Annotated in this window: 13 protein-coding genes; 11 read left to right on the top strand and 2 right to left on the bottom strand. The window is 62.2% G+C overall.

What is annotated here, in order from left to right; translation table 11 throughout:
- Positions 1 to 145: 145 nt before the first annotated feature.
- The 6 genes from rpsF to alr all read left to right on the top strand — a co-directional run bounded on the left by rpsF (position 146) and on the right by alr (position 5,709).
- Entirely contained in the window at positions 146 to 613 is a 468-nt protein-coding gene (rpsF, locus tag QMO82_RS30530) for a 30S ribosomal protein S6 (RefSeq protein ID WP_003547040.1), read from the top strand.
- A gap of 14 nt (positions 614 to 627) precedes the next feature.
- Positions 628 to 876 (top strand): 30S ribosomal protein S18, encoded by a 249-nt coding sequence (rpsR, locus tag QMO82_RS30525; protein WP_003547038.1) that lies wholly within the window; start codon positions 628 to 630, stop codon positions 874 to 876.
- A 156-nt stretch (positions 877 to 1,032) separates the two neighbouring features.
- Positions 1,033 to 2,019 carry a DUF2232 domain-containing protein gene (locus QMO82_RS30520; RefSeq protein WP_183606373.1) on the top strand — a complete coding sequence of 329 codons (987 nt, stop codon included), beginning with the start codon at positions 1,033 to 1,035 and terminating at the stop codon, positions 2,017 to 2,019.
- Positions 2,020 to 2,041: 22 nt separating this feature from the next.
- Positions 2,042 to 2,620 carry a 50S ribosomal protein L9 gene (gene rplI, locus QMO82_RS30515; protein WP_049733920.1) on the top strand — a complete coding sequence of 193 codons (579 nt, stop codon included), beginning with the start codon at positions 2,042 to 2,044 and terminating at the stop codon, positions 2,618 to 2,620.
- Positions 2,621 to 2,949: 329 nt separating this feature from the next.
- Positions 2,950 to 4,446: a replicative DNA helicase gene (locus QMO82_RS30510; protein ID WP_183606671.1), complete on the top strand. Its 1,497-nt coding sequence runs from the start codon at positions 2,950 to 2,952 to the stop codon at positions 4,444 to 4,446.
- Positions 4,447 to 4,539: 93 nt separating this feature from the next.
- Entirely contained in the window at positions 4,540 to 5,709 is a 1,170-nt protein-coding gene (gene alr, locus QMO82_RS30505) for an alanine racemase (protein ID WP_183606670.1), read from the top strand.
- Positions 5,710 to 5,716: 7 nt separating this feature from the next.
- On the opposite strand, the gene QMO82_RS30500 is transcribed toward alr, so the two are convergent.
- Positions 5,717 to 6,352 (bottom strand): LysE family translocator, encoded by a 636-nt coding sequence (locus tag QMO82_RS30500; protein ID WP_183606372.1) that lies wholly within the window; start codon positions 6,350 to 6,352, stop codon positions 5,717 to 5,719.
- Between the two features lie 164 nt (positions 6,353 to 6,516).
- Here QMO82_RS30500 and radA point away from each other — a divergent pair, with 164 nt between their 5' ends.
- The 4 genes from radA (at position 6,517) to QMO82_RS30480 (ending at position 11,079) form a co-directional block, all read left to right on the top strand.
- Positions 6,517 to 7,917 (top strand): DNA repair protein RadA, encoded by a 1,401-nt coding sequence (gene radA / locus QMO82_RS30495; RefSeq protein WP_183606371.1) that lies wholly within the window; start codon positions 6,517 to 6,519, stop codon positions 7,915 to 7,917.
- A 90-nt stretch (positions 7,918 to 8,007) separates the two neighbouring features.
- The gene (locus tag QMO82_RS30490; RefSeq protein ID WP_183606370.1) at positions 8,008 to 8,625 is read left to right on the top strand and encodes a CvpA family protein; all 618 of its coding nucleotides are present in this window, start codon (positions 8,008 to 8,010) and stop codon (positions 8,623 to 8,625) included.
- Positions 8,626 to 8,773: 148 nt separating this feature from the next.
- Positions 8,774 to 10,264, top strand: coding sequence for an amidophosphoribosyltransferase (purF, locus tag QMO82_RS30485; RefSeq protein WP_183606369.1), 1,491 nt, complete (start codon positions 8,774 to 8,776; stop codon positions 10,262 to 10,264).
- Between the two features lie 74 nt (positions 10,265 to 10,338).
- Positions 10,339 to 11,079, top strand: a complete 741-nt coding sequence (locus QMO82_RS30480; RefSeq protein ID WP_183606368.1) for an SDR family NAD(P)-dependent oxidoreductase — start codon at positions 10,339 to 10,341, stop codon at positions 11,077 to 11,079.
- A 10-nt stretch (positions 11,080 to 11,089) separates the two neighbouring features.
- Here QMO82_RS30480 and QMO82_RS30475 read toward each other — a convergent pair whose 3' ends face one another.
- The gene (locus tag QMO82_RS30475; protein WP_183606669.1) at positions 11,090 to 11,794 is read right to left on the bottom strand and encodes a GH25 family lysozyme; all 705 of its coding nucleotides are present in this window, start codon (positions 11,792 to 11,794) and stop codon (positions 11,090 to 11,092) included.
- Positions 11,795 to 12,194: 400 nt separating this feature from the next.
- On the opposite strand from QMO82_RS30475, the gene cysS reads away from it, so the two are divergent.
- Positions 12,195 to 13,586 (top strand): cysteine--tRNA ligase, encoded by a 1,392-nt coding sequence (gene cysS / locus QMO82_RS30470; protein ID WP_183606367.1) that lies wholly within the window; start codon positions 12,195 to 12,197, stop codon positions 13,584 to 13,586.
- Positions 13,587 to 13,628: the final 42 nt, after the last annotated feature.

Raw genomic sequence — 13,628 nt, 5'->3', positions numbered from 1 at the left:
ACGGAAGCGTTCCAGCCTCCCGTGTCTCCGCTCTCGACCGTCTCGGAAAACGCTTTCTTGCCTGGGTCCGCCCAATCAGGAGCAGTCGTTGAGGCTTAGCCGCCGAATATCGGGTTGAACCAAACGCAAGAAAGGCAAAGCTGTCATGGCTCTTTATGAACATGTATTCCTTGCCCGGCAGGATATTTCCGCTCAGCAGGTCGATGCCCTCGTAGAACAGTACAAGGGTGTGATCGAAGCTAACGGCGGTAAGGTCGGGCGTATCGAGAACTGGGGCCTCAAGTCCCTCACCTATCGCATCAAGAAGAACCGCAAGGCGCACTACGCCCTGATGGACATCGATGCACCGGCTGCTGCCGTCCAGGAAATGGAACGTCAGATGCGCATCAGCGAAGACGTTCTTCGCTACATGACGATCGCCGTCGAGAAGCATGAAGAAGGTCCGTCTGCCATGATGCAGAAGCGCGACCGTGACGACCGTCCGCGCGAAGGCGGCCGTGGCCCGCGTGAAGGCGGCTTCGGCGATCGTGATCGTGGCCCGCGTCCGCCGCGTGAAGGTGGCTTCGGCGACCGTGACGACCGTCCGCGCCGTCCGCGCGAAGACCGTGTATAAGGGAGATCCGAGATATGTCTGAAACTTCCTCCGCTCCGGTCCGCCGCCCGTTCCATCGCCGCCGCAAGACCTGCCCGTTCTCCGGCGCCAACGCACCGCGGATCGACTACAAGGACGTACGCCTGCTGCAGCGCTACATTTCCGAGCGCGGCAAGATCGTTCCGTCCCGCATCACGGCCGTTTCCCAGAAGAAGCAGCGCGAACTCGCCCAGGCGATCAAGCGCGCCCGTTTCCTCGGCCTGCTGCCCTACGTCGTCGCCTGATCGGCTGACGTGACCACCAATGAGGGAAGGCATTCGTGCCTTCCCTTCTCCCTTCCGCGATGGGCGCGGATCGGAACTCTTAAAACCCATGTTGAGACGTTTCTGAATTCGATTCAGCAACATCCTCTAACTGCTTGATGAAGCAGGACAGCGACCTTGAAACGACCGAACCTTAGAACGCTGCTGATCGGCGCACTCGCCGGATTGACCGCCGCCCTGCTGGTGCTGGGCGCGAGCATGCAGCCGTCGTTTTTCAGCGCGCTGCTCTATACGGCCTCGGCCCTGCCGATCCTGATCGTCGGGCTCGGATGGGGCAATGCTGCCGCCGTTTCGGCCGTCGCTACCGCTGCGGCACTCGGCGCAATCTTCATCTCGCCTTCCTTCGCGCTGATCATGACGCTGGTGACGCTGCTGCCGGCCGGTTGGCTTAGCCACCTTGCCAATCTGGCGCGGCCCGCCTCCGAACTCGGCGGCCCCGACCATCTGCTTGCCTGGTATCCGCTCTCCGATATCCTGCTGCATCTCTGCGGCCTGGTGACGATCGCCGTCATCGTCATCGGCGTGATGATCAGCTACGGGCCCGAGATCACCGATCCGATCGTCGATCTGCTGATCACCTCGCTCAAGCAGCAGCAGCCGGAATTCATGCCAGATCCGACAGCGACCGCACAGACCAAATCGCTGATCCTGCTGATGCTGCCGGCTTTGCAGGGCGGCATGTGGGTCTCCATGCTGTTTGCCGCGTATTATTTCGCCGTGCGCATCGTTGCTGCGTCCGGCCGCGGCCTTCGCCCGCGCGAGGACATTCCCTCGTCGCTGCGCATGAACCGCAACTCGATCTTCATCTTCCTCGCCGGGCTTGCCGCATGCTTCTTCGGCGGCGTTCCGGCACTGGTCGGGGCGACTGTGATCGGGACTTTCGGCGCCGGCTTCATGCTGTCCGGTTTCGCCTCGCTACATTTCCGCACGCGCGGCAAGGACTGGCGCCTGCCGGCCCTCATCCTCAGCTACCTGGCCTCGATGCTCATGCTGCTGCCAGCTCTCCTCATCCTCGTTCTCGGTCTCAGCGATACGCGCAAGGCGATCGCGCTGACCCCGACGAAAGATGCTGATGCCCCCAAACAATCCGACACGAAAATCTGAGACACAAGAAAGGAAAAAGAAAATGGAAGTCATCCTCCTCGAACGCATCTCCAAGCTCGGCCAGATGGGCGAAACCGTAAAGGTTCGCGACGGCTTTGCCCGTAACTACCTGCTGCCGCTCGGCAAGGCGCTGCGCGCCAACGCCGCCAACAAGACCCGCTTCGAAGCCGAGCGCGCGACGCTCGAAGCCCGCAACCTCGAGCGCAAATCGGAAGCCCAGAAGGTCGCCGACGTTCTCGACGGCAAGTCCTTCATCGTCGTGCGTTCCGCCGGCGAAACCGGCCAGCTCTATGGTTCGGTCGCTGCCCGTGACGTCGTCGAGATCCTCGCCGCCGAAGGCTTCAACATCGGCCGCAACCAGGTTCACCTCAACACGCCGATCAAGGCGATCGGCCTGCACAAGGTCGAGCTGCAGCTGCACGCCGAAGTCGAAATCCACGTCGAGCTGAACGTTGCCCGCTCCGCCGAAGAGGCAGAGCGCCAGGCCAAGGGCGAAGAGCTCACCTCGGTCGACGCGATCTACGGCGTCGACGAAGACGCGCTGCGTCCTGAGGACTTCTTCGATCCGGAAGCCGACGGCGTCGACGAAGACGAAGCATAATTCTCGCCGGAGCAATCCACGAGAGGAAAGCCCGGCCACCGCGCCGGGCTTTTTCGTTGGGGATTCTACGGTTGTTTTGCTGCGAGTCTTATCGCATTGCGCTAAGATAAAGTTCTGCGAAACGGATAGACTGAGTCGGCCCCATACCGTGTCGTGCGGGTGACACTGCCAGTATTTCTCCTTTGTGACGCCCAGGACTGTGGAGAAGTCGAACAATGTGCACAGCGTTCAGGATTTAAGCGAAGCGAGCCCCCGCTCCTTTCGCAGCCTCTTGATTTTCGCGTCCGGAATTGCAAATCCGGAACTGGAAAAAGACAGAACGGATGATGATGAACGACGCCGCTCGAAAGATTGCAGCTGTTGCTCCGTCGGAGCAGCATTATCGCGAAGCACCCAACAATATCGAAGCCGAGCAAGCGCTTCTGGGTGCGATCCTGATGAACAACGACGCCTATTACCGGGTGTCGGACTTCCTGAAGCCGATCCATCTCTACGAACCGCTGCACCGGAAGATCTTCGAGGTTGCCGGCGATATCATCCGCATGGGCAAGATCGCCAATCCGGTGACGATCAAGACCTTCCTGAAGGCCGACGAGAAGGTCGGCGACATGACGGTTTCGCAATATCTGGCGAGCCTCGTCAGCAACGCCGTCACCGTCATCAATGCCGAGGATTACGGCCGGGCGATCTACGATCTGGCGCTGCGCCGGGCGCTGATCACCATCGGCGAGGATGTCGTCAACATCGCCTATGACGCGCCGCTCGACATGCCGCCGCAGTCGCAGATCGAGGATACCGAACGCCGCCTTTTCGAACTGGCGGAGAACGGCCGCTACGACGGCGGCTTCCAGGCTTTCAACGATGCGGTTGCGCTGGCGATCGACATGGCGGCCGTCGCCAAGGAGCGTGACGGCGGGCTTTCCGGCATTTCCACCGGCATCCATTCGCTGGATTCCAAAATGGGCGGCTTGCAGCGTTCGGACTTGATCGTGCTCGCCGGACGCCCGGGCATGGGCAAGACCTCGCTGGCCACCAACATCGCCTACAATATCGCCGCCGCCTACGAGGGCGAGGTCCAGTCGGACGGCAGCATGAAGGCCAAGAACGGCGGCGTCGTCGGCTTCTATTCGCTCGAAATGTCGTCCGAACAGCTCGCCACCCGTATCATCTCCGAGCAGACGGAAGTCTCCTCCTCGAAGATCCGCCGCGGCGACATCAACGATGCCGATTTCGAAAAGCTCGTCGCCTGCTCGATGATGATGCAGAAGGTGCCGCTCTATATCGACCAGACCGGCGGTATCTCGATCGCCCAGCTTTCGGCGCGCGCGCGCCGCCTCAAGCGCCAGCGCGGCCTCGACGTACTGGTGGTCGACTACGTGCAGCTGATGACCGGCTCGGGCAAGTCAAGCGACAACCGCGTGCAGGAAATCACCCAGATCACCACCGGCCTGAAGGCACTCGGCAAGGAACTCAACGTTCCGATCATCGCGCTGTCGCAGCTCTCGCGTCAGGTCGAAAGCCGCGACGACAAACGGCCGCAGCTGTCCGACCTTCGCGAATCCGGCTCGATCGAGCAGGACGCCGACGTCGTGCTCTTCGTGTTCCGCGAGGAATATTACGTCAAGAACCAGGAGCCGCGCGACATTCACGATCCGAAATATCCGGAATGGGAAGCGCTGTTCGACAAGGTGAAAGGCACGGCCGACGTCATTATCGCCAAGCAGCGCCACGGACCGACCGGCACGGTGAAGCTCGCCTTCCAGGCGGAGTTCACCCGCTTTGCCGATCTCGCCGATCCCTCCTTCACCCAATATGAAGAGCATTGATCGTGGGCCAGTGCTGCAACGCAGCGGCCGGACTTTCCCCCGACACCTTTGACCTCTAGACTGGCCGGAGATTCCTTCTCCGGCCTCTTTTCGATGTGGATCATGAGCGAATTTTTCGACGCACCCGAAGACGACAATTTTGCCTCGGCAGGCCTGCGGCTGACCGTCGACCTGACCGCCTTGACCGAGAACTGGCGTGATATGGCGCGCCGCTCCGGTGCTGCGCGCACGTCTGCCGTCGTCAAGGCGGATGCCTATGGCATGGGTATCGAGGATGCCGGCGAAGCGCTCTATATGGCAGGCACCCGCGACTTCTTCGTTGCCACCGTCGACGAGGGCGTCACCCTTCGCCTCTATGCGCCCGAGGCGCGCATCTTCGTGCTGTCGGGCATATGGCCGGGCACCGAGCGGCGCTTCTTCGACAATGATCTGGTGCCGGTGATTTCCTCCGACGAGCAGCTCGCCTTCTGGATGGCGGTGCTTGCCGATTACGGCGACTACCCCTGCGCGCTGCATGTCGATACCGGCTTCAATCGGCTGGGACTGCATATCGACGATGCGATCGCGCTCGCCGACGACGTCTCGCGGCCGGCGAGTTTCGCGCCGGTGCTGGTCATGAGCCACCTCGCCTGCGGCGACGATCCCAGCCATGCGATGAACCGGCGGCAGCTCGAATCATTCCACAGGGTTAGCGCCGCCTATGAAGGCATCGATTCAAGTCTTGCCGCCTCGGCCGGCATTTTTCTTGGCGAAGATTATCACTTCGACCTGACGCGGCCCGGCATCGCGCTTTATGGCGGCGAGGCAGTCAACGGCCTAGCGAACCCGATGCGGCCGGTCGCGACCGCGGAAGCGCGCATCATCCAGGTGCGCAGCGTCGAGGCCGGCGAGACCGTCAGTTACGGGCGGGCGCTGCAGCTTCGCCGCGACAGCCGGCTGGCGATCGCTTCGGCCGGCTATGCCGACGGCTATATGCGCAGCCAGTCGAGCGGCGGCGTGCCGCTGCGCCAGGTGGTGCCGCAAGGCGGACAAGGTTTCATCGCCGGACACAAGGTTCCGGTTGCCGGACGGATCACCATGGACCTGACGATCTTCGACATCACCGACCTGCCTGAGAATGCGGTGCGCGCCGGAGACTATGTCGAGCTGTTCGGCAAGAACATGGCCCTCGACGAGGTAGCGCGGGCGGCAGGCACGATCGGATACGAGATCCTGACCAGCATGGGGCTGCGCCACGAGCGGCGCTATGTCGCCGAGGAATAAGCTCCTCTCAGCGGCTGCTGAGCGCAAGCCGGACGCCGAGCGCCAGGAAAAGCGCGCCGAGGCCGCGATCCAGCCATAGCCCGATTTTCTGATTATGCCTGAGTGTATCGGCAAGGCGTCCTCCGAGAAGGACGAGCGGCGGTTCGATGAAGGCAGCGACGACAATGATGAGCCCACCATGCAGCATGAGTTGGGCCCATGCCGGCCCTGCCCCTTCGACGACGAATTGCGGCAGGAAGGCCAGGAAGAATATCGCCACCTTCGGATTGAGCAGCGACACCAGAATTCCCTGCCGGTAGATCCTTGCGACCGACATTTCTTCACCGGCAGCCTTTATCAATCCATTGCCGCCGCCGGCACGCAAGGCCTGGATACCCAGCCAGACGAGATAGGCGGCGCCGATCCACTTGACCGCGGAGAAGGCGACGGCGGAAGCGGCAAGCACGGCGGAGAGGCCGAGCGCTGCCATCAGCACGTGCAAGCAGGCGCCGGACCAGACGCCAAACAGCGCGGAAAAACCGGCACGCTTTCCACCTCTCATCGTATGACCGAGGATGAAGGCGATGTCAGGGCCGGGCGAGAGATTGAGCAAAACCGACGCCGACAGAAATGCAAACCAGTGCGCGAGCGAATAATCGAACATCTTCCACCATTCCGGATGAGCAAAGGCAAAGGATAGACACGGCGCGCGCTGATGGGGAAATCATTAGTTTTGATCCGTCGCGATAGCCATTATCTCAAGCACCACAATGATTCGATGAAGCGGCGCGTCTGCTTGCCTCGGGAACCGGACTGAAAGAGTAATCGATGGCCAAGGCCAGGACACAATTCATCTGCCAGAGCTGCGGCACGGTTCATAACCGCTGGGCCGGCAAATGCGAAAACTGCGGCGAGTGGAACACTATCGTCGAAGAAGACCCGATGGGCGGGATCGGCTCCGGTCCCGGCAAGACGCCGAAAAAGGGCCGGCCGGTGACGCTGACGGCGCTGTCGGGCGAGATCGAGGAGGCGCCGCGTATTCATACCGCCATGTCGGAGCTCGACCGGGCGCTCGGCGGTGGTTTCGTCAGGGGATCGGCAGTGCTGATCGGCGGCGATCCCGGCATCGGCAAATCGACGCTGCTGATGCAGGCGGCGGCCGCCCTTGCGCGACGCGGCCACAAGATCATCTACGTCTCCGGCGAAGAAGCCGTGGCGCAGGTCCGGCTGCGGGCGCAGCGCCTTGCGGCGGCCGATACCGACGTGATGCTGGCGGCCGAGACCAATGTCGAGGACATTCTGGCGACGCTCGCCGAGGGCAAAAGGCCTGATCTCGTCATCATCGATTCCATCCAGACGCTGTGGAGCGAACTGGCCGAATCCGCGCCGGGAACGGTGACGCAGGTGCGTACCGGCGTGCAGGCGATGATCCGTTTTGCCAAGCAGACCGGGGCTGCCATGGTGCTCGTCGGCCATGTGACCAAGGACGGGCAGATCGCCGGCCCGCGCGTCGTCGAGCACATGGTCGATGCCGTGCTCTATTTCGAAGGCGATCGCGGTCATCACTACCGCATCCTGCGCACGGTCAAGAACCGCTTCGGCCCGACCGACGAGATCGGCGTCTTCGAAATGTCCGACAAAGGCTTGCGCGAGGTCGCCAACCCCTCGGAGCTCTTCCTCGGCGAGCGCAACGAGAAATCGCCGGGCGCTGCCGTCTTTGCCGGCATGGAGGGCACGCGTCCAGTGCTCGTCGAGGTGCAGGCGCTGGTGGCGCCGACTTCACTCGGCACGCCCAGGCGCGCCGTCGTCGGCTGGGATTCGGCCCGGCTGTCGATGATCCTCGCGGTGCTCGAAGCCCATTGCGGCGTGCGGCTTGGCCAGCACGACGTCTACCTCAACGTTGCCGGCGGTTACCGCATCACCGAACCGGCGGCCGATCTGGCCGTCGCTTCGGCGCTCGTTTCCTCGCTTGCTGGTATTGCCCTTCCTGCAGATTGCGTCTATTTCGGCGAAGTCAGCCTGTCGGGCGCCATCCGGCCGGTTGCTCATACCGCCCAGCGCCTCAAGGAAGCCGAGAAGCTGGGTTTTTCCGCTGCACTGCTTCCGTCCGCCTCCGCTGAACTGCCGAAAGGTTCCGGCGGGCGCTGGAGCGAGGTCGAAAGCCTGCCGGATCTGGTCGCGCGCATCGCCGGGTCGAAGGGAGCGCTGCGTGTGGAAGACGAGGTTTGATCCTTTCATTGCCAAGATTGGTGATGATATAGGAGGCACACGATAAGGCACGACACGGCCGCCAAGCGGCAGTCCTGGAGTTGAAATTACATGCCCATTACGATTTTCGACGGTATTGTCATCGGCGTCGTGCTCTTCTCCGCCGTGCTGGCGATGGTCCGCGGCTTCTCGCGCGAGATCCTCTCGATCGCGAGCTGGGGCGGTTCGGCGGCGGCGGCCTACTATCTCTATCCCTACCTGCTGCCCTATGCGAAGAAATACACCGATGACGATCGCATCGCGATCGTCGGCTCGGCAGCGGTCGTCTTCCTGATCGCGCTCATCGTCATCTCCTTCATCACGATGAAGATCGCCGATTTCATCATCGACAGCCGCGTCGGCGCGCTCGACCGCACACTCGGCTTCCTGTTCGGGGCAGCGCGCGGCGTGCTGCTGCTCGTCGTCGCCGTCGCCTTCTGGAACTGGCTGGTCGATGTCGACCACCGCCCGGCCTGGGTCAACGACGCGAAGTCGAAGCCCTTCCTGGATTCGATGGTCGTGAAGCTGAAATCGGTTCTGCCGGAGCAATTTGCCCAGATGATACCGGCGAGCATCCGTGATAAGCTTCAGCCGCAGGCACAGGGCACGGAAGGTACCAATCCGCCGACGGGCGACCAGGCTCCGGCGGAAGACGCACCGACCGCGCCTGCACAGCAGCCGGCGAATTGACACAGTGTTCAAGAGCTTGACCCGCCTTAAGGCAATTGCCATTTGAGCGGGACGAAATGAGGGGTCCGGCCGGGCAGTCCAGCTCCGCCGGGCTTCAGTTATTTCTGGAAATGCCGATCCATTCTTGTGAGAGCAGAGGCCCGCAGAAATGAACCAGTCCCATGCCATCCCGACCGACGATCCGCTCGACGGAGATACGCTGCATGAAGAATGCGGGGTTTTCGGAATTTTGGGACATCCCGATGCCGCGGCCCTCACCGCTCTTGGCCTGCATGCGCTTCAGCATCGTGGGCAGGAAGCGGCCGGCATCGTGTCCTTCGACGGCAAGCGCTTTTATCAAGAGCGCCATATGGGCCTCGTCGGCGACCATTATACCAATCCGATGACGCTCGCCCGCCTGCCCGGCAGCATGTCGATCGGTCATACGCGCTACTCGACAACGGGCGAAGTGGCCATGCGCAACGTGCAGCCGCTCTTTGCTGAACTGGAAGAAGGCGGCATCGCCATTGCCCATAACGGCAATTTCACCAACGGCCTGACGCTGCGCCGCCAGATCATCGCCACCGGCGCCATCTGTCAGTCGACCTCCGATACCGAAGTCGTCCTCCACCTCATCGCCCGTTCCCGCCACGCTTCGACATCCGACCGCTTCATCGACGCCATTCGCCAGATGGAAGGCGGCTATTCGATGCTCGCCATGACGCGCACCAAGCTGATTGCCGCGCGCGATCCCACCGGCATCCGCCCGCTTGTCATGGGCGAACTCGACGGCAAGCCGATCTTCTGCTCGGAAACCTGCGCGCTCGACATCATCGGCGCCAAGTTCATCCGCGACGTTGAGAACGGCGAAGTCGTCATCTGCGAAATCCAGCCTGACGGCTCGATCAGCATCGATGCACGCAAGCCCAGCAAGCCGCAGCCGGAGCGCCTCTGCCTGTTCGAATATGTCTATTTCGCCCGACCGGACTCGGTCGTCGGCGGCCGCAATGTCTATACCACCCGCAAGAACATGGGCATGAACCTCGCCAAGGAATCGCCCGTCGATGCCGACGTGATCGTGCCGGTGCCGGATGGCGGCACGCCTGCGGCTCTCGGCTATGCCCAGCAGAGCGGCATTCCCTTCGAATACGGCATCATCCGCAACCATTATGTCGGGCGCACCTTCATTGAGCCGACGCAGCAGATCCGCGCCTTCGGCGTGAAGCTGAAGCATTCCGCCAACCGCGCAATGATCGAAGGCAAGCGCGTGGTGCTGGTGGACGATTCCATCGTGCGCGGCACGACCTCTCTCAAGATCGTCCAGATGATCCGTGAAGCCGGCGCACGCGAAGTTCATGTCCGCGTCGCAAGCCCGATGATCTTCTTCCCGGATTTCTACGGCATCGACACGCCCGATGCCGAAAAGCTGCTGGCGAACCAGTATGCCGATGTCGAAGCCATGGCCAAATATATCGGCGCGGATTCGCTTGCTTTCCTGTCGATCAACGGCCTCTATCGCGCCGTCGGCGGTGAGGATCGCAACCCGGCCCGGCCGCAGTTCACCGATCACTATTTCACCGGTGACTATCCGACCCGCCTCCTCGATAAGAACGGCGAGTCCATGGGCAACAAGCTTTCGATGCTTGCCAGCAACGGCTGATACGGGCCGGCTTTCCCATCATCCATCCGGAGGGGTCACCGCACCCCTCTCCCTTCGTCGGGGAATATGACATCATGAACATCAATCTTGAGGGCAAGATCGCACTCGTCACCGGTGCGTCGCGCGGCATCGGCTATTTCACGGCACTGGAACTTGCCAAAGCGGGCGCCCATGTGATTGCCTGCGCCCGCACGGTCGGCGGGCTCGAGGATCTCGACGATGCGATCAAGGCCGTCGGCGGCACGGCGACGCTGGTGCCCTTCGACCTTGCCGACATGAATGCGATCGACGCGCTCGGCGGCTCGATCTTCGAGCGCTGGGGCAGGCTCGACATCCTGGTCGCCAATGCGGGCGTGCTCGGGGTGATTTCGCCGATCGGCCATATCGAAGCGAAGGTGTTCGAAAAGGTGATGACCATCAACGTCACCGCGACATGGCGGCTGATCCGCTCGGTCGATCCGCTGCTCGCCCGTTCCGATGCCGGCCGCGCCGTCATCCTGTCTTCGGGTGCCGCGCATAAATGCCGTCCCTTCTGGGGCGCATACTCCGCGTCCAAGGCCGCCGTCGAGGCGCTGGCGCGCACCTGGGCCGGCGAGAGCCAGTCGACGGCGCTGCGCATCACCAGCGTCGATCCCGGCGCGACCCGCACCGCCATGCGGGCACAGGCCGTGCCCGGCGAAGATCCGCAGACGCTGCCGCATCCATCCGAGGTGGCGAAGGCGATCCTGCCGCTGCTCGGTCCCGGAGTGACCGAGACGGGCAAGCTGTTCATCGTGCGGGAGAACAAGCTGGTGGACTACCGCTTGCCGGAATAAGCCGCAACTCTCACTTCGCTGCAACGGCTGGGAACAGGTGCGCCAGGTCCGTTTCCGACGGGCATAGTGCATTGAGGTCCACCGGTCCCCGGATGCCGTCCAAGGTGCCGTTATCGGCAAATTGCCAGATCGACCAGCGACCGCATCCCTCGTGGCTCGGCTCCTTGAACACGCTTCGCAGCCAGAGATAGTGGTCGGGGAAGCGGGATTCATTGCCTTTCAGATACTGATCGAAGAACTCCTGCGTGACGTAGAAAATCGGCTTTTCCGGAAAGGTGCCTTTCAGCTCGGTGAAGAAGGCGTTCACCTCCGTCGCCATTTCCTCGAGCGTCGGGACCTTGTTGCAATTGCCGACAAACTCCAGGTCGACGGCGATGGGCAGGGTTCCCGGCTCCTTCGGCACGGTCGCCAGGACATTCTGCGCCTGATCCCTGCCCGGGCGGCAGAAGGTGAAGAAATGATAAGCGCCCCTGACCACTCCGGCGTCTCCGGCGCGCTGCCAGTTGTCGGCGAACCGGGAATCCTTGTGGTCGCCGCCTTCGGTCGCCTTCATGATCGCAAAACGCACGTTCGGCTGCGCGGCAACGGTCTTCCAATCGATGTCGCCCTGGTGATGGCTGACATCGATGCCTTGGATCGGATGGGTAGACAAAGATGGATTGTTGAAACGAAGCATGCCGAAATCGTATGCGAAATAAGCGGCGGATGCGACCATCAGAATTGCAGTCGCTCCGATCGTTCCCCAGACCAAGCTTCTCACTCATTCCCCCTATTTTCAACAGCCTGCCAATTGGCTATTCGCGATTTGTGCCGTGAAAATGGCGGACGAGTCTCGGCGTGCGCACCCGTGTCTTCGCCGGACGCTCGCCCTTGCAATCGAGTCACCGGATATGTCGCTCCGGTTGCCGCCGGATCGCTCCTCGTCCCTCTTGACCAAATGCCATTCCCACGCCATAAATCGCGCCATGAAAACGGTTACCTGCATTATCTGCCGGAAGATTATTCGCTAGCGCGAGCGCTGGCCCGGCCGTTTTCGTCTCCCAGATAGTCAAGATGCGAAACGCCCCGGTCCGCCGGTCGCACTATTTTTCTGATCGTGCCTTTGGGAGAGTGGAATGGACGCGACGCCGGAACTGAAGCTGTACAACACGCTGACGCGGGAAAAATCGGTGTTTGCGCCGATCGATCCCGACAATGTCCGCATGTATGTCTGCGGCCCGACCGTCTATGACTTCGCCCATATCGGCAATGCCCGGCCGGTCATCGTCTTCGACGTGCTGTTCCGGCTGCTGCGCCATATCTATGGCGCAGATCACGTCACCTATGCCCGCAACATCACTGACGTCGACGACAAGATCAATGCGCGGGCGCTGAGAGATCATCCGGGCCTGCCGCTCAATGAGGCAATCCGGGCGGTCACCGAAAAGACCGAGACGCAGTTTCACGCCGATGTCGCCGAACTCGGCTGCCTGGAGCCTGACGTCGAGCCGCGCGCCACCGACAATATCGCTGAGATGACCGAGATCATCGAGAAGCTGATCGGCAACGGCCATGCCTATGTCGCAGCGGGCGAAGTGCTGTTCGACACCAAATCCATGGCGGATTACGGCCAGCTTTCGAAGCGCCCGCTCGACGAACAGCAGGCCGGCGCCCGCGTCGCCGTCGATGCGCACAAGAAGAACCCGGGCGATTTCGTGCTCTGGAAATTGTCTGGCCATAACGAACCCGGCTGGGAGAGCCCGTGGGGCCGCGGCCGGCCCGGCTGGCACATCGAATGCTCGGCGATGAGCCGGCGTTATCTCGGCGATGTCTTCGACATTCACGGCGGCGGGCTGGACCTGATCTTCCCGCATCATGAAAACGAGATCGCCCAGTCGCGCTGCGCCCATGGGACCGAGGTGATGGCGAATGTCTGGATGCACAACGGCTTCGTGCAGGTCGAAGGCCGCAAGATGTCGAAATCCGAAGGCAATTTCGTCACCATCCACGATCTGCTGCACACGCAGATTTTCGGCGGGCGGAAATGGCCGGGGGAAGTGCTGCGGCTGGCGATGCTGATGACGCATTACCGCGAGCCGATCGATTTCTCGATCAAGCGGCTGGAAGAGGCCGAACGGCTGCTCGCCAAATGGCCGGCAACAGATGCCGGCGATGCCGCACCTGACGACGGCGTGCTGAAGGCACTGGCCGACGACCTCAACACGGTGGCGGCGGTGCAGGCATTGCATGCGCTGGCGCAGGCCGCTCATACGGATCCCGCCGCCGGCGCCACCTTTGCCGCAACGGCCGACCTTCTGGGCCTGTTGCCGAAAAAGACGGAGATCGACGAAGCCGTGGCGGCGGCGGTCGATGCGCTGGTCGCCATGCGCCTCGAAATGCTGAAGGCGAAGAATTTTGCCGAGGCCGACAAGATCCGCGAGGAACTAACGGCAAAAGGCATCCAGTTGAAGGACGGCAAGGATGCGGCGACCGGCGAGCGGGTGACGACGTGGGAGGTGAAGCGGTGAGCGCAGCGTGTTGGGATAAGGCCCCTCCCCAACCCCTCCCCA

Origin of the sequence: Rhizobium sp. BT04 (assembly GCF_030053135.1) — a bacterium.
In the GTDB taxonomy this organism is placed as follows: Bacteria; Pseudomonadota; Alphaproteobacteria; order Rhizobiales; family Rhizobiaceae; genus Rhizobium; species Rhizobium binxianense.
This window is presented reverse-complemented; position numbering and strand designations above follow the sequence as displayed.